At 66.7% G+C, this 16996-nt stretch carries 19 protein-coding genes; 9 read left to right on the top strand and 10 right to left on the bottom strand.

Annotation, left to right across the window (positions count from 1 at the left end; translation table 11 throughout):
- The first annotated feature begins 34 nt into the window (after positions 1 to 34).
- On the top strand, positions 35 to 382 hold the full coding sequence (locus LIX00_RS05935) for a DUF192 domain-containing protein (protein WP_227355281.1): 348 nt from the start codon (positions 35 to 37) through the stop codon (positions 380 to 382).
- A 15-nt stretch (positions 383 to 397) separates the two neighbouring features.
- Here the strand turns inward: LIX00_RS05935 and LIX00_RS05940 are convergent, their stop codons facing one another.
- Together LIX00_RS05940 and LIX00_RS05945 are read right to left on the bottom strand one after the other, a co-directional pair.
- On the bottom strand, positions 398 to 826 hold the full coding sequence (locus LIX00_RS05940; RefSeq protein WP_227355282.1) for a CopG family ribbon-helix-helix protein: 429 nt from the start codon (positions 824 to 826) through the stop codon (positions 398 to 400).
- A 39-nt stretch (positions 827 to 865) separates the two neighbouring features.
- On the bottom strand, positions 866 to 1918 hold the full coding sequence (locus LIX00_RS05945; RefSeq protein WP_227355283.1) for a S66 family peptidase: 1053 nt from the start codon (positions 1916 to 1918) through the stop codon (positions 866 to 868).
- Positions 1919 to 2072: 154 nt separating this feature from the next.
- Here LIX00_RS05945 and LIX00_RS05950 point away from each other — a divergent pair, with 154 nt between their 5' ends.
- Positions 2073 to 2471 carry a hypothetical protein gene (locus tag LIX00_RS05950; protein ID WP_227355284.1) on the top strand — a complete coding sequence of 133 codons (399 nt, stop codon included), beginning with the start codon at positions 2073 to 2075 and terminating at the stop codon, positions 2469 to 2471.
- A 25-nt stretch (positions 2472 to 2496) separates the two neighbouring features.
- On the opposite strand, the gene LIX00_RS05955 is transcribed toward LIX00_RS05950, so the two are convergent.
- Positions 2497 to 3321, bottom strand: coding sequence for an amidohydrolase family protein (locus tag LIX00_RS05955; RefSeq protein WP_227355285.1), 825 nt, complete (start codon positions 3319 to 3321; stop codon positions 2497 to 2499).
- A 157-nt stretch (positions 3322 to 3478) separates the two neighbouring features.
- On the opposite strand from LIX00_RS05955, the gene thsA reads away from it, so the two are divergent.
- The 4 genes from thsA to LIX00_RS05975 all read left to right on the top strand — a co-directional run bounded on the left by thsA (position 3479) and on the right by LIX00_RS05975 (position 7104).
- Positions 3479 to 5041 (top strand): thermosome subunit alpha, encoded by a 1563-nt coding sequence (thsA, locus tag LIX00_RS05960; RefSeq protein WP_227355669.1) that lies wholly within the window; start codon positions 3479 to 3481, stop codon positions 5039 to 5041.
- 78 nt (positions 5042 to 5119) lie between these two features.
- Positions 5120 to 5383 (top strand): DUF7520 family protein, encoded by a 264-nt coding sequence (locus LIX00_RS05965; RefSeq protein ID WP_227355286.1) that lies wholly within the window; start codon positions 5120 to 5122, stop codon positions 5381 to 5383.
- Positions 5384 to 5446: 63 nt separating this feature from the next.
- Positions 5447 to 5749 carry a hypothetical protein gene (locus tag LIX00_RS05970; protein WP_227355287.1) on the top strand — a complete coding sequence of 101 codons (303 nt, stop codon included), beginning with the start codon at positions 5447 to 5449 and terminating at the stop codon, positions 5747 to 5749.
- A gap of 26 nt (positions 5750 to 5775) precedes the next feature.
- On the top strand, positions 5776 to 7104 hold the full coding sequence (locus LIX00_RS05975) for an APC family permease (protein WP_227355288.1): 1329 nt from the start codon (positions 5776 to 5778) through the stop codon (positions 7102 to 7104).
- Positions 7105 to 7121: 17 nt separating this feature from the next.
- Here LIX00_RS05975 and LIX00_RS05980 read toward each other — a convergent pair whose 3' ends face one another.
- A complete protein-coding gene (locus LIX00_RS05980; protein ID WP_227355289.1) occupies positions 7122 to 7871 on the bottom strand; it encodes an SAM hydrolase/SAM-dependent halogenase family protein in 750 nt (249 codons plus the stop codon).
- Positions 7872 to 8060: 189 nt separating this feature from the next.
- Between LIX00_RS05980 and LIX00_RS05985 the strand changes: the two genes are divergently transcribed.
- Complete coding sequence (locus tag LIX00_RS05985; protein ID WP_227355290.1) at positions 8061 to 8495, top strand: NUDIX hydrolase; 435 nt, start codon at positions 8061 to 8063, stop codon at positions 8493 to 8495.
- A 10-nt stretch (positions 8496 to 8505) separates the two neighbouring features.
- Here LIX00_RS05985 and LIX00_RS05990 read toward each other — a convergent pair whose 3' ends face one another.
- On the bottom strand, positions 8506 to 9024 hold the full coding sequence (locus LIX00_RS05990) for a nicotinamide-nucleotide adenylyltransferase (protein WP_227355291.1): 519 nt from the start codon (positions 9022 to 9024) through the stop codon (positions 8506 to 8508).
- Positions 9025 to 9188: 164 nt separating this feature from the next.
- On the opposite strand from LIX00_RS05990, the gene lonB reads away from it, so the two are divergent.
- Both lonB and LIX00_RS06000 read left to right on the top strand, forming a co-directional pair.
- Complete coding sequence (gene lonB / locus LIX00_RS05995) at positions 9189 to 11174, top strand: ATP-dependent protease LonB (RefSeq protein WP_227355292.1); 1986 nt, start codon at positions 9189 to 9191, stop codon at positions 11172 to 11174.
- 135 nt (positions 11175 to 11309) lie between these two features.
- Positions 11310 to 12152, top strand: a complete 843-nt coding sequence (locus LIX00_RS06000; RefSeq protein WP_227355293.1) for a CPBP family intramembrane glutamic endopeptidase — start codon at positions 11310 to 11312, stop codon at positions 12150 to 12152.
- 102 nt (positions 12153 to 12254) lie between these two features.
- Here LIX00_RS06000 and LIX00_RS06005 read toward each other — a convergent pair whose 3' ends face one another.
- From LIX00_RS06005 to LIX00_RS06025, 5 genes are all read right to left on the bottom strand, one after another.
- The gene (locus LIX00_RS06005) at positions 12255 to 12692 is read right to left on the bottom strand and encodes a transcription elongation factor Spt5 (protein ID WP_227355294.1); all 438 of its coding nucleotides are present in this window, start codon (positions 12690 to 12692) and stop codon (positions 12255 to 12257) included.
- 8 nt (positions 12693 to 12700) lie between these two features.
- Entirely contained in the window at positions 12701 to 12868 is a 168-nt protein-coding gene (locus LIX00_RS06010; RefSeq protein WP_227355295.1) for a protein translocase SEC61 complex subunit gamma, read from the bottom strand.
- Positions 12869 to 13067: 199 nt separating this feature from the next.
- Positions 13068 to 14210, bottom strand: coding sequence for a cell division protein FtsZ (gene ftsZ / locus LIX00_RS06015; RefSeq protein WP_227355296.1), 1143 nt, complete (start codon positions 14208 to 14210; stop codon positions 13068 to 13070).
- Between the two features lie 77 nt (positions 14211 to 14287).
- Positions 14288 to 15610, bottom strand: a complete 1323-nt coding sequence (locus LIX00_RS06020; RefSeq protein ID WP_227355297.1) for a D-aminoacyl-tRNA deacylase — start codon at positions 15608 to 15610, stop codon at positions 14288 to 14290.
- 43 nt (positions 15611 to 15653) lie between these two features.
- The gene (locus tag LIX00_RS06025; protein ID WP_227355298.1) at positions 15654 to 16943 is read right to left on the bottom strand and encodes a calcium:cation antiporter family protein; all 1290 of its coding nucleotides are present in this window, start codon (positions 16941 to 16943) and stop codon (positions 15654 to 15656) included.
- Between the last annotated feature and the right edge of the window lie 53 nt (positions 16944 to 16996).

A 16996-nucleotide genomic window follows, 5' to 3' on the forward strand; every position in this document is an offset into this window, starting at 1 on the left:
AAAAGCTTTGTCTCCGCCGCGAGCAGTTGGCGGCGTGCGCGTCGTACACGAATCCGACGGAGCGTCGAGGACGCTGGCGACGAACGTCGAGACGGCCGACTCGTTCCTCTCGCAGGCGCGGGGGCTGATGTTTCGGCGGTCGGTTCCCGACGACTACGCCCTCGCCTTTCGGTTCGACGGCGTCGCCGCGCGCGACGTCCACATGGTGTTCGTCCCGTTTCCGCTCGACGTGGTGTGGACGCGGGGCGGAGAAGTCCGGCGAGTCGAACGCCTGCGTCCGTGGCTCGGGCGAGCGAAAGCGGAAGCTGACGTGATGTTCGAACTCCCCGCCGGAACTGCGAAGGGCGTGTCCAGCGGCGATTCGGTTCGGCTGGCCGACTGACCCCCTCGAAACCGCTCAGTCCGTCTCCGCGACGGGGTTGAACGCGTCGACCGGCGTGACGGAGTAGTCGACGGTGAGCGTGTCCCTCGTGGCGCGAATCTTGCCGACGAAGGTCGATATCTCGTCGAGCGTCCCCTCGATGACGAACAGCTCCATGCAGTAGTGGTCGCCGACGTGGTTGTGGAAGTTCGACTCGACGAGCCCCTCGTGCTCGTGGCGCAGTTGCATCATCCGCTCTTCGACGTTCGTGGTCTCGTAATCGAAGAGGACGGTGACGATACCCATCAGCTTGCGGTCTTCGAGTCGGCGGTCCTCGAACTCGCCGAGGAGGTTTCGACTGGCCTCGCGGACGACCTCGCTTCGACCGGTGTAGCCGTGTTCGTCGGCGAACTGGTCGATTCGGTCGAGCAGTTCGTCCGGCATCGAGACGCTGACGACGGTCATGTATTAACGCAGGCCCCGTTCGCTATTAGAACCTTGTTATCAGTACGAGAACTCGATGCGCTCCCGTCCGGGGTCGACCGTCGCTTCGCCGCCGACCGGGACCGGGGCGACCGGCGCGGTGTGGCCGAAGTCGAGGTCGAAGACGACCGGCGCGTCGGGATTGTACTCGGAGACGAGGTCGGCGATCGCCTCGCGCTGGCGCTCGCGGTAGGCCTCGCGTTCCTCCGGCGGGCGCTCGACCTCGTGTGAGCGCGCCTTCGCTCGCCCGACGAGCACCGCCGAGAAGCGCGAGAGGAGGCCGCGCTCGCCCATCCCCAGCAACGTCCAGCGAACGTCGAACTCGCTCGGCAGTTCCTCGGAGGTTTCGAGCAGGAGCACCGTCCCGTCGAGTTCGTCGGGGTCGGGCAGGTAGCGGTTCACCGACAACTGGAGGTCGACGACTTCCAGACTGCCGCCCCACGTCCGGCCCGTGACTCGCTCGCTCCCGCCGCGCCACCGCCAACCTGGATTGGGTTCCATCTCGCGGTGCCGGTCGAGATTCTCCGGGTCCTCCCAGTCCAGGTCCTCGTCGGTGAACCGCTCGGCGGGGCGCAGTTCGCCGAACGACTCCTCGAACATCGCCCGGCGCAGGTGCTCCGCGGTGTAGTCGTGCATCGACCCCTGCACGGCGAACTCGGTGAAGAGGGTGCCGCCGTAGAAGGAGACGATTCCCTCGTTCCAGAGCACCGTCTGGAGGTTCGTGTTGTCGCTCGTCCCGTAGAACCGCGTCGGGTTCTCGCGGAGTACGTCGGCGTCGAGATGGGGGAGGATTCGCACCTGGTCGGCCCCGCCGATGACGGCGACGACGCCCCCGATTTCGGGGTCCGCGAAGGCGTCCATCACGTCCTCCGCCCGCGCCTCGGGGTGGGCGTACAGCCACTCCGGAGATCTGGTCGCGGTCGGGAACTCGACCGGTTCCAGTCCGAACTCCCGGACGCGTTCGAGTCCCAACTCGTAGACGTGCGGGAACAGCGCGGCGTGGCTCGTTCCCGGCGCGACGACGGCGACCTTGTCTCCCGGTTCGAGCGCCGGCGGAACGACGAACTCGCTCATTCGCTGATAGGTTCGGCGGAGCGTTTCAAGTAGTTTTCCCGTACCGTTCCGTCGGCGGCTGCCGGTCGACCAAGCCGATGCGCCTCCGGCAACGTCACCCTTCTTCGGGCTTAACCGTGCCATAACAAAGTCGGACTCGGTCGTGGACGGATGTATGTCGAACCGCTCCGCCGAGGGGTACGGGGCGGCGGTCGAGTGGCCGTCGTTCGCGCCGGACCGAGCGTGGTTGTTGGCGGCGCTCGTCGCCGGAAAGACGCTCGACGCCGTGAGCACCGTCACCGTCCTCCACCTCCGAGACGACGTGTTCGAGTCCGTGTGGCTCACGCGAAAACTCATGCAGGAGTTCGGGATGGTCGGCGGGTCGCTCATCACGCTCCTCCTCGCCGTGGTCGGCGTCGCGCTCCTCGCCGAAAGCGGTCTCCTCGTCGAGCGTCTGCTCCCCGACTCGTGGGTGCCGGACGGGTACCCGGCGGCGTTCCGGACGACCACGTACCTCGCGGCGGGCGCGTGGTACGGATTCCTGGGCGTGCACAACTTCCTGTTGCTGTTCTGACCGTCCGAAATCCGCCGGTCTTCTCTCAGTCGTCGCTGTCCGACGCGAGCGCCGCCACCACCCGCGACGGGTTCTTCGAGAACACCTTCCGCATGGCGTCCTCCGGCACGTCGAGGGTCAACACCTCCATCACCGCGACGTTCGGGTGGGCGTTCGGAGCGCCGCTGCCGAACAGCACGCGGTCGGGGTGTTCCATGACGGCGCGCTCCAGTTGCTCGCGGTAGCGCACGAAACTCGTATCTAAATAGCAGTCGTCGTAGGAATCGAGCGTGTCGATGGCCTCGTCCATCAGGTCGCGGTTCAACGGGTAGCCGCCGAAGTGCGAGAGGACGACGGGGAACGACCGGTCGAGCAGGGTTTCCGCCGCCGCACCGGGCGGGAATCCCTCGCCCGCGTGGACGATGAGCGGGAGGCCGACGTCCTCCAATTGGTCGAGCACGTCGTCGTCCGGCAGGCCGTCGCAGGTGGGGTCTATCTTGAAGCCGTGGAACCGGTCGTCGTAGGCGTACTGTTCGATGTCGTCCGGCGCGGTGTGCCAGTCCTTTCGGCTCGCGCCGAAGTTCCGCAGTCGCGCCGTCGCGCCCCCCGTCGGGTCGCGCGGCCCGTTGATGCGAGCGAACGCGACGAACGGGCGCTCGACGCTCCGCCGGGCGACGGCGTTGTTCGCCCGCAGGTAGCTCTCGCCCTCGCGCGGGCCGGGGAAGACGACGGCGGCGACGACGCCCGCTTGATGCATCTCGCGCTCCAACTTCTCGGGCGAGATGGCCCGCCCCCGCGCCGTGACGGGTTCTTCCACGGGAAGTTGAGCGTGTACGTCCACGACGCGAAAGCGGTGCTCCAGTTCCAGCATCGCACCATCTTTCGGAGATAATCCGGTTTGAATCTATCGGTCGGGAGGCCGACGAGCGCGGGGTTCCGTCGCGTCCTGCGAACTTAGTAGAAACATTTATATAGAATATCAATCATTCGTTATACTGATGTCAGAATCAGGCTTCGGACAGCGACGCATGGGCGGACGACCGATGTTCATCCTCAGCGAGGGGACGCAGCGAACGCACGGTCGAGACGCTCAGTCCTCCAACATCACGGCAGGGAAGGCGGTGAGCGAGGCCGTACGCACCACGCTCGGCCCGCGAGGAATGGACAAGATGCTCGTCTCCGACTCCGGCGACGTGGTCATCACGAACGACGGGGCGACCATCCTCGACTCGATGGACATCGAGCACCCGGCGGCCCAGATGATCGTCGAGGTCGCCCAGACGCAGGAAGACGAGATCGGCGACGGGACGACCACCGCCTCGGTGCTCGCCGGCGAACTCCTCGCCAAGGCCGAGAACCTCCTCGAACAGGACGTCCACCCGACGACCATCGTGGAGGGCTACGCCCGCGCCCGCGACATCGCGCTGCAGGCGATCAACGAACTCGCGCTCGACGCCGACATCGACGACGAACTCCTGCGACAGGTCGCCGAATCGAGCATGACCGGCAAAGGAACCGGCGACGTGGCGACCGAGCGACTCGCGGAAGTCGTCGTCGGGGCCATCCGCCACGTCGAGGGCGACGACCGCGTCGAACGCGACGACGTGCGCGTCCACACGCAGGTCGGGTCGAGTTCCAGCGCGACGGAACTCATCGAGGGCATCGTCACCGACGCCGAACCCGCGAACAAGAACATGCCGCGCTCGGTCGAGGACGCGACCATCCTCGCCACCGACGGTAACTTCGGCGTCCGCGAGACGGACATCGACGCCGAGTACTCCGTCGACAACGTCGACCAGCTCACCGCCGCGATGGACGCGGAAGACCGTCAGCTCCGCGACCTCGCCGACGCCATCGCCGACGCGGGCGTCGACGTCGTCTTCTCGCACTCCTCCATCGACGACCGAACCGCCTCGTACCTCGCCGACCACGGCATCCTCGCCTTCGAGGACGTGGACGACGACCTGACGACCGCCATCGCGCAAGCGACGGGCGGCAAACGCACGGGCAAGCCGGACGACATCGACGACGACGAACTCGGCCACGCGGACCGCATCCGCGTCGAGAAGTACGGCGACGAGGACCTCGCGTTCGTCGAGGGCGGCGCGGCGGCCAAGTCCGTCACCGTCTTCGTCCGCGGCGGCACGGAACACGTCGTCGACGAACTGGAGCGCGCGCTGACCGACGCCCTCGACGTGGTCGCCTCCGCCGTCGACACCGGCAACGTCGTCCCCGGGGCCGGCGCGACCGAAATCAACATCGCGGGGCGCGTCCGCGACGACGCCGCGGGCATCGAGGGCCGCCAACAACTCGCCGTCGAAGCCTTCGCCGACGCGGTCGAGGTGCTCCCGCGCACCCTCGCGGAGAACACCGGCATGGACCCCATCGACGCGCTGGTCGACCTCCGCGCGGGCAACGACGACGCGCCGGGACGCGCCGGCATCATCTCCTCCGGCGAGACCGGCGAAATCGCGGACCCCGTCGAAGCCGGCGTCATCGATCCCGCCGCCGTCAAGCGCGAGGCCGTCGAGAGCGCCACCGAAGCCGCGACGATGATCGCGCGCATCGACGACGTCATCGCCGCGGAGTAAGCGCCTTCGACTCGACCGTTCTCCGTTTTCGCGCCCCGAGTAGCAAACCCTAACCCTCCGGAACGTCAACTCCGGACGATGAACGACCGTATCGTCTCCGGACGCCCCATCTTCCTCGCCACCGCCGCGGTCGTCGTCCTCGTCGCGGGCGGCATCGGATTCGTCGTCGGTACGACCGGACAGAACCGCGGGACGACGATGGACCTGTTCGGCGTCCCGCTGTTCGAGATGTCCCCGGCGGTGATGGCCGTCTTCGGCATGGCAGTGACGACCGGCGTGTTGGTCCTCCTGTTCGGACTGGTCTCGTACGCGTCGCGGTTCGACAGCGAACGGACGGCGTGAGCGAAGCGGAACGCCGCGCTCGCATCGGAGCGTTGAAGCCGCCGCGTTTTGAACCCGATTTCCATGACGGACCGCCGTAAGGGTGCCCGCACCGCCCTCGGAAGTCGGCGGGGGCGAACTCCCACCCGCGACGCGCTCGCAGTCGCCGCGACCGTCCTGCTGGCGAACACGCCGACGCAGTTTGCATTTTACGTCGTGCTCGACACGTCCGATTCCGCGAGCGCGGGGCTTCTCCGGCACGCCGCGACCACCATGAGCGGTGCGCTCGTTTTCGCCGTGCTCTGGACGGGCATCGTCTTCTTCGCGTTCGGACCCGCGCTGGCGGGTGCGCGGCGGAACCGGCAGCCGGTTCGGCGAGAACAGTAAAACCGACGGGGACGAAAGGGGGGCGTATGGGAGAGGGAACGCTCGGTCTCGGGGAGTCGGTGTCGTTCGCGCTCGGGGGAATCATCGGCGGCGGAATCTTCGCGGTGCTGGGCGTCGTCGCCAAGGTCGCTGGGCCGACCGCGTGGCTCGCGTACTTCGCCGCCGGTATCGTCGCGATGTGCACCGGCTACTCCTACGTCAAACTGAACCAGTTGAGCGACTCGCGGGGCGGGTCGGTGACGTTCATCGAGGAGTTCGTCGGTCGGCCGACGCTGGCCGGGATGGTCGGTTGGGCGCTCGTCGTCGGCTACATCGGCACGATGGCGATGTACGGGTTCGCCTTCGGCGCGTACTTCGGCCGGGTGTTCGGCCTATCCACGATTCCGGTGCTCGGGTTGCCGACTCGCCCCGTCGTGTCCGCGCTCGTCGTCGTCGGGTTCGTCGGCCTCAACGTCCTCGGCGCGCGCGAGTCGGGCGTGGCCGAGGACGTGCTCGTCGCGCTCAAGGTCGGAATCGTGGTGCTGTTCGGCGTCGTCGGCATCTGGTTCGCCTACTCGCACGGCCAGTTGAAACTCGGCGTCTCGGAGGCGGTGCGCCACCCCGTCGGACCGTTCGTCGCCGCCGCCGTCTCGTTCGTCTCCTTCGAGGGGTGGCAACTGCTCATGTACGACCAGGACAGCATCGAAAATCCGGTCGAGAACATCACGAAGGCGGTCTACGTCTCGATTCCCGTCGCGACGCTCATCTACGTGGCCGTCGCGCTCGTGACCATCAGCCTCGTGAGTCAGGGACAGGTCGCCAAACATCCGGACGTCGCGCTCGCCATCGCGGCCCGGCGGTTCGCGGGGCAAATCGGCTACCTCGCCATCGGCGTCGCGGCGCTGTTCTCGACCGCGAGCGCCATCAACGCGACCATGTTCAGCACCGCGCTCTTCTCCAAGGGAATGCTCGCCGACGGCCTCCTGCCGGACGAGATAGGGGACGCCTCCGCCGAGGGGCCGCCGACGCGAACGCTGCTCGTCATCGGCCTGTTCACGGTAGCGTTCACGGTGTACGGCAGCCTCGAAGCGATAACCGAGTTCGCGTCCCTGTCGTTCATCGTGGTGTTCGGCGCGATGAGCTACCTCGCGTTCCGAGAACGCGACAGCGAGGAGATCAGCGCCGCGGTTCCCGCGGTCGGTCTGGTCGGAAGCGCCGCCTTCCTCCCGCTGTTGATCTGGCACCTCTACACCGCCCAGCGCGACATACTCGTGCTGGTCGTCGGTATCGCCGTCGTCGTGCTGTTGCTCGAACTCCTCTACTTCGAGCGGAAGTCGGTGCTGGAAGGCGTCAGCGACGTTAAGAAACGGATGTAGCCGGTCGGCGCTCGCGCCTATCGTTTTTCCAATCGAATCTCGTCGCCGACCGAGACGCCGAACGCCTCGTCGCCCCGACCGCGGTTCACCGCGAGTTCGACGTTTCCGTGGCTGCCGACGGTCACGAGACGCCGGCCGGGTTCGACGTGCGCGTACGACGGGGCGACCGGTGCGGACGCGCCGTTGACCTCGAGTTCCTCCGCGTCGTCCACGAACTCGCCGGGGACGTTCGTGACGGCGTTCCCGAAGTCGTCCACGACGAGGAGTTCGCCCGTCGCCTCGCGCTCGCCGACCGTCGGTTCCGGAAACCGCAGGTCCTCGAACCCGTCCGCCGGCGCGATGTCGGACAGGGTTTCGAGCGAACCGACGCCTTCCTCGTGGATTCGCGCGGCGGCGGGCGCGAACACGTCCCGCCCGTGGAACGTCGAACTGTCCGCGTCCTCGTACTCGATTCGGAAGACCTCCGGGTCGCCGAGTTCGCGGGCGACCGGAAGCAAGACGCCGTTGTCCGGCCCGACGAGGGCGTGGTCGCCCGCTCGAACCGCGAGGGCCGCGCGGTCGGTGCCGACGCCGGGGTCGACCACGACGAGGTGGACGGCGGGCGGGAAGTAGGGGAGCACCTCGCGCAGCCAAAACGCGGTCGTTCGAACGTCCTGCCGGGGGAAATCGTGCGCGACGTCGACGAGCCGGGCGTCGCTGCGCCGGAGGATGACGCCTTTCATCGCCGCCGGGTACGGCGCGCCGAAGTCCGACGAGAGGGTTATCATGGGACGACGTAGGAACGCGGGCGTAAAAACGGCGGCGTCGGCAGCCTTACGTCGTCGTGCCGAAAGGAGCGACCGTGGTACGGACGTTGGAAACGGCGCGTCCCGTCTACTGTCCGGGGTGCGGCGACGAGTTGGGGGCGCGAACGCGGGACGGACGGACGGACGTTCCCGCACTGCGACCGGTGCGAGTTGACGACGTATCGCAACCCGGTTCCGATGGCCGGGACGGCCGTCGTGGACGACGACGGCGTCCCGTTGATTCGACGGGGGCGCGGGGCGGACGTCGGAGCGTGGGCCCTTCCGGGCGGCCACGTCGAGGCCGACGAACCGCCCGCCGTCGCCGCCGCCCGCGAGCTCGAGGAGGAGACCAACGCGACGGTCGCCCCCGACGACCTCTCGCTGCTCGGGACGGGGTTTCTGACGTTCGAGAGCGGGGCGACGATGGTGTCGATAAATTACGCGGTTTCGGCCGCGGCGACGGGCGGAGACGTTCGGGCGGGCGACGACGCCGCGGCCGCGCGCTTCTGGTCCCGGGCGGAGATCGTCTCCGAGCCGTCCGACTCGACGTTCCTTCGGGCGTCCGGGGCGGAGCAGGTACTGGCGGCGATTGACGACTTCGGATGAGTCGGTCGCGTCACCCGCCGTTCGCGTCCGTCTGGCTGACGCGCTGGATGCGCTGGATGCCGCCGATTTCGTCGATGACCTCCGCGACCGACTCCGGGACGAGCCTCCGCCAGTCGCCGCCGTCTATCATCCGGTCGCGAACTTCGGTGCCTTCGAGCACGTCGCGGTTGAACATCGGCGATTGGCGCACCTCGACGCCGGCCTCCGTGAACAGCTGGATGACGAGGGGGTTGTTCGAGTACGCCACGTCGAAGTCCGGACTCATGCTCTGGACGTGGCTCACCCACACGGAGTTCCTGTCCAAGTCCTCGATGGGGACCGCGTAGGTGACGAGGTCGAAGTCGCTCGTCGACTTCGTTATCATCATGATGCGCTCGCCCGCCGTGAAGGGGTCGTGCCGGGTGTGGGAGTCGCCCGCGCTCCCGATTCCGAGGACGAGTTCGTCCACTTCTTCGGCGATGTTTTCGACGACGCTGTGGTGGCCGTTGTGGTAGGGTTGGAAGCGCCCGATGTAGAACCCGCGAGTCATGGTCGAACCGACGGGGAACGTTTTTATAAGGATGACGAGTCCCGGTCGAAGCGCAACGGCGGACTTACGCCGTGACACGCGGACGGGAGAAGGGGCACGCGCAGTCGGAGGGAGAAAGTATATCAGTTCGCCTGCCCTGTTTTCGATTACACTGACCGAATTCTATGAGTAACGACACCGAAGCACCACCACCGGAGCAGGAAACCGAGCGAGAGGTCGATAGCCTCGGTAGCGAAGTGGACGTCGACGGCGACGTCGCCGAAGACGACCTGCTCGGTGGACTAGAGATAGAAAGCACGGAAGAGGTCGAGATACCGGACCGACTGGTCGATCAGGTCATCGGTCAAGACCACGCCCGTGACGTGGTGATGAAGGCGGCGAAGCAGCGCCGCCACGTGATGATGATCGGCACGCCCGGTACCGGGAAGTCGATGCTGGCGAAGGCGATGAGCCAACTCCTCCCGAAGGAGGACCTGCAGGACGTGCTCGTCTACCACAACCCCGACGACGGGAACGAGCCGAAAGTCAGGACGGTTCCCGCCGGGAAGGGCGAGCAGATAATCGAAGCTCACAAGGAGGAAGCGCGCAAGCGCAACCAGATGCGCTCGTTCCTGATGTGGGTCATCATCGCCATCGTGGTGGGGTACGCCCTGCTCATCGCCGGGCGACCGCTACTCGGCATCCTCGCGGCGGGCGTCATCTACCTCGCGTTCCGCTACGGTTCCCGCGGTAGCGATGCGATGATTCCGAACCTGCTGGTCAACAACAGCGACGTGACCAGCGCGCCGTTCGAGGACGCGACGGGCGCCCACGCCGGCGCGCTGCTGGGCGACGTGCGCCACGACCCCTTCCAGTCGGGCGGCATGGAGACGCCCAGCCACGACCGCGTGGAGCCGGGGGCCATCCACAAAGCCAACAAGGGCGTGCTGTTCGTCGACGAGATAAACACGCTCGACATCCGCAGCCAGCAGAAGCTGATGACCGCCATTCAGGAAGGCGAGTTCGGCATCACCGGTCAGTCCGAGCGGTCCTCGGGCGCGATGGTGCAGACCGAACCCGTCCCGACCGACTTCATCATGGTCGCGGCGGGGAACCTGGACGCGATGGAGAACATGCACCCCGCGCTCCGCTCGCGCATCAAGGGGTACGGGTACGAGGTGTACATGGACGACACCATCGAGGACACGCCCGAGATGCGGCGCAAGTACTCGCGGTTCGTCGCGCAGGAAGTCGAGAAGGACGGCCGTCTCCCGCACTTCGACGCGGACGCCGTCGAGGAGGTCATCCTCGAAGCCCAGCGCCGCGCCGGGCGGAAGGACCACCTCACGCTCAAACTGCGCGACCTCGGCGGACTCGTCCGCGTGGCCGGCGACATCGCCCGCGCGGAGGACGCGGACCACACGACCCGCGACCACGTGCTGCAGGCGAAGCGCCGCTCGCGCTCCATCGAGCAGCAGATCGCCGACGACTACATCGAGCGCCGCAAGGACTACGAACTCACCGTCTCCGACGGCGAGGTCATCGGGCGCGTCAACGGTCTCGCGGTCATGGGCGAGGACAGCGGCATCATGCTCCCCGTGATGGCAGAAGTGACGCCGTCGCAGGGGCCGGGTAACGTCATCGCCACCGGCCAACTCAAGGAGATGGCCGAGGAGTCCGTGAAGAACGTCTCGGCCATCATCAAGAAGTTCAGCGACGAGGACATCAGCGAGAAGGACGTGCACATCCAGTTCGTGCAGGCCGGCCAGCAGGGCGTGGACGGCGACTCGGCGTCCATCACGGTCGCCACCGCCGTCATCAGCGCGCTGGAGGACGCGCCCGTGCAACAGGACGTGGCGATGACCGGTTCGCTGTCGGTGCGCGGCGACGTGCTCCCCGTCGGCGGGGTGACCCACAAGATAGAGGCCGCCGCGAAGGCCGGCATCGAGACGGTCATCATCCCGAAGTCCAACGAACAGGACGTGATGATAGAAGAGGAGTACGAGGAGATGGTCGAAATCATCCCCGTCTCGCACATCAGCGAAGTCCTCGAGGTCGCCCTCGCCGGCGAACCCGAGAAGGACAGCCTCATCGACCGACTAAAGAACATCACCGGAAGCGCCCTCGAGCACGAAATCGGCGGCACCTCCGGTCGTCCCAGTCCGCAGTAAGACCCCCAAGACGCCTTCGTTTTCCGTCGTTTTTCGCGCCGAAGAGGGTCGGGCAACGACTGCGCCGAAGAGTCACCCCGACGCCGAAAGCGGAGTAGACAACTTTTCACCGCACGGCGTCGAACTCGCGTTCGAATGCCCGCGCCGAACTGGAACGCCTTCGCCGCCGTCGCGCTCCTCGTCCTCGCCATCCTGATAGCCTTGGCGCGAGCGTCGCAGGCGATGCTGGCCGACCCGCCGGAGGGTGACGGTATCGACCGTCCCGAGGACGCCCCGCGTCCCGACGAATCCGTCGAATCGGCGACCGACGCGGACGCGGCCGAACCGGGGGCGGTGCGCGCGGACGGACCTGAAGTCGCCGGCCGCGCCGCCGAACGGGCGACCCCCGCCGTCGAACCGGCCGAGAAGCTCACGCCGGGGAGGCTCCTCCTCAACGTCGCGCTGAGTCAGGGACTGTTCGGCGCGGTGCTGGTCGGGGCGGCGGTGCTCGCCGCGATTCCGCCCGCCGCGCTCGGCGTCGGGTCGCCGACCCTCCGGGAGTTCGGTCTCGGCGTCGCGCTCGGCGCGGCGCTGTTCGCGGCGAACGAACTCGGCCAGCGGGGGGCGGACGCGCTGGGCATCGACTACGAGGACGGCCTGCGCGAGATGCTCACGCCGGACACGCCCGGCGGGTGGCTCCTCCTACTCGGCGTCGTCCTCCCCGTCATCGCCGGGTTCGAGGAGTTCCTCTTTCGCGCGGCGCTCGTCGGCGCGCTGACCGCGGGGTACGGCGTCTCGCCGTGGCTCCTCGCGCTCGGGTCGACGGTCGCGTTCGCGGTGGGCCACGGCGCGCAAGGGGCGGGCGGTATCCTCGTGACGGGGGCGCTCGGCGGCGTCCTCGCCGTCGCGTTCGTCCTCTCCGGGAGCCTGCTGGTCGTGGTCGTCGCCCACTACCTCGTCAACGCGCTGGAGTTCGTCGTTCACGCCGGGCGGGAGTGAGACCCGCACGAGAATCGGAATAGCGACCGCTCTCCGCCGTCGGCTCACCCTCCGAGAAGCGGTGGTTCCTCGCTACTCGCGATTCCACCGGTCGTTCCGATGCTACCGTTCTTCCGAGTCCAACACGCGGATCTGGTCGCCCCGCACCGTCACCGGAATCGGAACCGTCGCTTCGTACAGTTCGACCGTCACCTGGTCTTTGCCCTCGTCGATGCGCTGCACCTGCGCCTTCTCGCCCTTGAACGGGCCGGCGATGAGTTCCACGATGTCCCCCTCCGCGATGCCCTCCACGTCCGGCGTCGGCGAGAGGAAGTGTTCGACTTCGGAGATGCTGCTCATGCCGGGCACCATGCTTCGAGCGTGCGGAATCTCCTCCAGCACGCGCCTGATGACCGCGTCGTCGTCCGCCTCGACCATCACGTAACTCGTCAACGAGTCGGGGGCGAGGACGGCGTGAATCTCCTCCTCTTCGCGGTTTACGATCATGTCCGCGACGGTGCGTTCCTGACTTGCCGTGGTCTTTACTGCGTAGATTCCCATTGTTTCACCTACGCCGGAAAGACGCTCATGATCGCGTAGATGACGAAGCCGAGCAGCCCGACGAGCAGGATGCCCGCGCCAGCGATCTTCGATATCTTCGAGAATTCGTCCCACGAGGGCGTACTCGCCAGTTTGAGCACGCGCACGTACGACGCGAGGTCGAGTTTGACGTCCATTGTTAGTTGTGCTTAGCCATCGGGCTTTTTCTATCTTTCCAAGGTAACCCAGCGGACGCTCGGAGGAACGTCGATGGTCGGAGCTATCGAAGGTGCGTCCGGTGCGAATCCGCACGTCGGCAGAAACGACGTGAAGGTGAGAGACGGGCGGTGGTCGCCGACGAACCGTCCGAGACGGTCGCGAGGTTCCGGGCCGCGACTATTCGACGTAGTCGATGTCTTCCATCCGGCTCTTGGCTTTCGCCTGTTCGGCCTCGTTGCGGCCGTAAATCTGGGGCGACTGCACGCCCGTGACGACTATCATCGTGCGCATCGTGCCCTCCAAACTCTCGTCGATGGAGGTTCCCCAGATGATGCGGGCGTCGGGGTCGATGCGGTCGTATATCTGCTCGACCACGCCTTCCGCCTCCTCGATGGACATGTCGTTGCCGCCCGTGACGTTGACCAGCGCGGACTTCGCGCCGCTGATGTCCACGTCGAGCAGGGGCGAGCGCAGGGCGCTCTTCACGGAGTCCTGCGCTTTCGAGTCGGAGTCGCTCTCGCCGAGACCGATCATCGCCACGCCGCCTTTCTCCATGACGGTGCGAACGTCGGCGAAGTCGAGGTTGACGAGCCCCGGCTTGGTGATGAGTTCCGTGATACCTTTCACGGAGCGCATGAGCACCTCGTCTGCCACCTTGAACGCCTGCTTGACGGGGAGTTTACCCACGGAGTCGAGCAGTCGGTCGTTCGGGACGACGATGACCGTGTCGCTCACGTCGCGCAGTCGTTCGAGTCCGGCCTCCGCGTTGGTGCGCCGGACTTCGCCCTCCGCCGTGAAGGGCGTCGTGACGATGGCGATGGTGAGCGCGCCGGCCTCGCGGGCGGCCTTGGCGACGACCGGGGCGCTCCCAGTTCCCGTGCCGCCGCCGAGTCCGGCGGTGACGAACACCATGTCCGACCCTTGGATCGCGTCGTAGATTTCCTCCTGGCTTTCGAGGGCGGCCTCCTCGCCGACCTGCGGGAGCGACCCCGCGCCGCGCCCGTTGGTCTTCTGTTCGCCCATCAGTATCTTCGTATCCGCCTCTATCTCCACGAGGTGCTGAACGTCGGTGTTCGCCGCGACGAGCGACGCGCCGTGGATGCCCTCCTCGGCCATCCGGTTCACCGTGTTTCCGCCGCCGCCGCCGCAACCGACGACGGTGATGTTGGTCTGTAGGTCTTTGAGTACGTCCTGAAGCTCCTCGTCGGTCATCGTGCCCGACGGAGATGCCTTCTTGGTGGCACCACCCATCTGGTTCTGCTCGGGGGGCTGTTGCTCCCCTTCCGCCTCCTCAATGGCGTCTTCGACAATTGAATCCATCCTTGAGACTTGAATTACGAACGCAGATTAATTATCTTTCCCCTCTAGATGGCATACGTCTGACGACAGGTCAGAATTCACACTCGATAGCGCCGGACGCGTTCCGTCCGCACCGCGTCCGGCGGAATCGTCTCGTCGTTCACGGTCACCGCGACCCCGGACGAGAGTTTTCCGAACTCGGGCCCCTCGGGAACGCCCAGTTGGCGGGCTTTCTCCGGGTCGAAGGCGCTCTCCCGCACCACGACCTCCTCCGCGGCGCGTTCCACGTCGTCGTACTTCTCACCGAGCAACCCCGCCAGTTCGTCCACGACGGCGTCGTAATCGCTCGGGCCGCGGACCGCCGCGTTCCCGGCCGCCAGCGTGCCGCCTTCCTCCGTCTCGAACGCGAGGGTGCGCTCGGCGACGAGTCCGCGCACCCGTTCGCGGTCGATGCCCGCGGCGGCGGCGAGCAGGTCGTCCGGAAGCTCGACGACCTCGAACTCCTCCGAGGCGCCGGCGAGGTCGCCGAACCGAAGCCCCGACTCGACCGGCGAGAGGTCGGTTTCCAGTCGCTCGACGAGCGGGAGGGGGACGCCGGACGTCTCCCGAACCCACGTCTCGCTCACGGTTCGATAGCCGAGGTCGGCGACGACCGATTCGAGTTCGGGGTAGTCGCCCTCGCGGACGGCGTACTCGGCGTCGCTCCGCTCGAACGCTCGCCGAATCGTCGCTCGATTCTCCGCGGGCGACCCCATCGCCTCCAAGTTCCAGTCCGACGCGACGTGTCCGACCGCCCAGTCCGTCTCGCGGACGATGCGCTCGAATCGCGGGGCGTAGTGGCCGCCGCCGAAGCCGACGAACTGTCGCTCTCGGGTCGGTTCGACCCCCCGGAGGTCGAGGATGGCGCGAGCGACGGCGCGGGCGGCATCGGAATCGCGCCACTGTTCCTCGTCGCTTCCCAGTTCCGCGAACATCGAGGGAACGCCGACGCCGCTCGGGCCGTGGTGGGTGCACTCCGCGCCCACGTCGTACCCGGGGGGCGCGTGCTCGTCGAACGCCCGGAGCAGACGGGCGTGCGCGTTGGGACACGCCCGAGCCAGTTCGCCGTCCTCGCCGCCGAACTGCGCCGGGCCGAAGTTCCCCGTGAAGTGCGCGGTGAGCAACGGCCCGGTGTCTCCGGAGTGCCGGGAGGCGAAAACGAGCATATCGGGGTCGGCGAAGGCGTCCGCCGCGTCCTCGATGTCGAGGTGGAGTGCGTCGAACTCCCGGAGTTCGAACCCGTCGGTGCGGTAGTATCGACCCCCGCCCTCGGCGTCGGGACGGGTTTCGTCTTCGCGTGCTGTCCACTCCGTTTCGGCGAGCAGTTGCTCGCCGATGTGTTCGGAGGCGTGGTCGGCGCGGCTGACGACGACGGCTATCACGACTTCGACTCCGCGCTAATCCGGAAAAAGGGCGTCGATGGCGTTAGACCTGCTCCGCCACGGTTCGCTCGGTCCCCTTGACGCGCTGGTAGACGCGACCGACGAGGAGTTGGAGCTGTTCCCGCCGCATCGCGAGGAGCGCGAGGCCGAGAACGATGTAGATGGCGCTGAACCCGATGAGCGCTTCGTAGTGGTGGAACTCCGGGTACAACTGAACGACGAACAACAGGAGCAAGGCGAGCGCCTCGCGGATGCTGATGTTGAAGTTGACGAGGATGGCGAGCGCGAAGAAGCTCTGCGCGGCGGTGAGCCAGATTTCGCCGACCTGCTTCTGCCCGAGGTGGAGCGTTCCGAGGTGTCCCAGCGAGATGCTGTAGACGATGCCGAGCGTGCCGATGAGCAGCGTCCACTGGTTCAGCTTCGAGGAGATGAGCGCGTTGAACGCCGCCGTCGAGCGCGCCTTGTTGACGAGGTAGGCGACGACGATGAGTTCGGGACTCTCGCTGGCGAGCGGTGCGACCCACTGAATCATCAGGAACGGCGGAACGCCGATATGTTTCCCGTACTCCTCCAAGCCGTGCGCGAACGGCTCGACGGCGGTGAAGATGACCAGTCCGGAGAAGACGAACATGCCGAGGTAGACGGGAACCCGGATGTTTTTCTTGAACGACTGGAAGTAGGCGGGGATGCCGACCTGCTCCTCGTCGGTGTGGGGCGCGTTCAGCGTGAAGATGATGTACGTGAAGTACAGGCCGACGAGGAACACCGTGTCCGCCAGCCCGATACCGCCGCCGAACGGGACGAAGAAGGCGTACAGCGTGGCGATGAAGAGAAACAGGATTTCCGTGGAGATGTCGCGGTCGAGCCGAACCCGGTCGGCGAGGAATCCGCTTCGGTACTCGACCGCGGGGTCGTTCGTGGAGCGCGCTTTGTAGATGGCGAACAGCGCGATGGCGGACCAACCGAGTCCGATGAGGATGCGGTTCGCTCCGGTCATGTTCGCCACGGCGTACCCGGCGGCCTCCTTCGACGCGGCCGAAGCGGGGTTGATGCCCGCCTCCCACGCGTACAGCGCGTCGACCGCGTACTCCGGGGCGACGGCGAGGACGGCGAGGATGGCGAGCGCAAACGCGCGCGGAACGTCCTCCTCCGCCGTTTCGGCGGCCCACGCGAGGAGGAACGACGCGCCGAGGACGGAGATTCCGGTGATCGCTATCGTTCCGAGCGTCGAGGGGGCGTGTTTGTGTCCGGTCGCCCACAGAACCATCCACGGCGCTGTCAGAAGTACCGAAAACAGAACTGCAACGAGGGGGTGTCGTAATCGGTTAGACATGTCTCTTCTCACCTGTAGCGTACTCGTATAAGTAGGTTTTGCGTTATCGGACG

The organism is Haladaptatus salinisoli (assembly GCF_020614375.1).
In the GTDB taxonomy this organism is placed as follows: Archaea; Halobacteriota; Halobacteria; order Halobacteriales; family Haladaptataceae; genus Haladaptatus; species Haladaptatus salinisoli.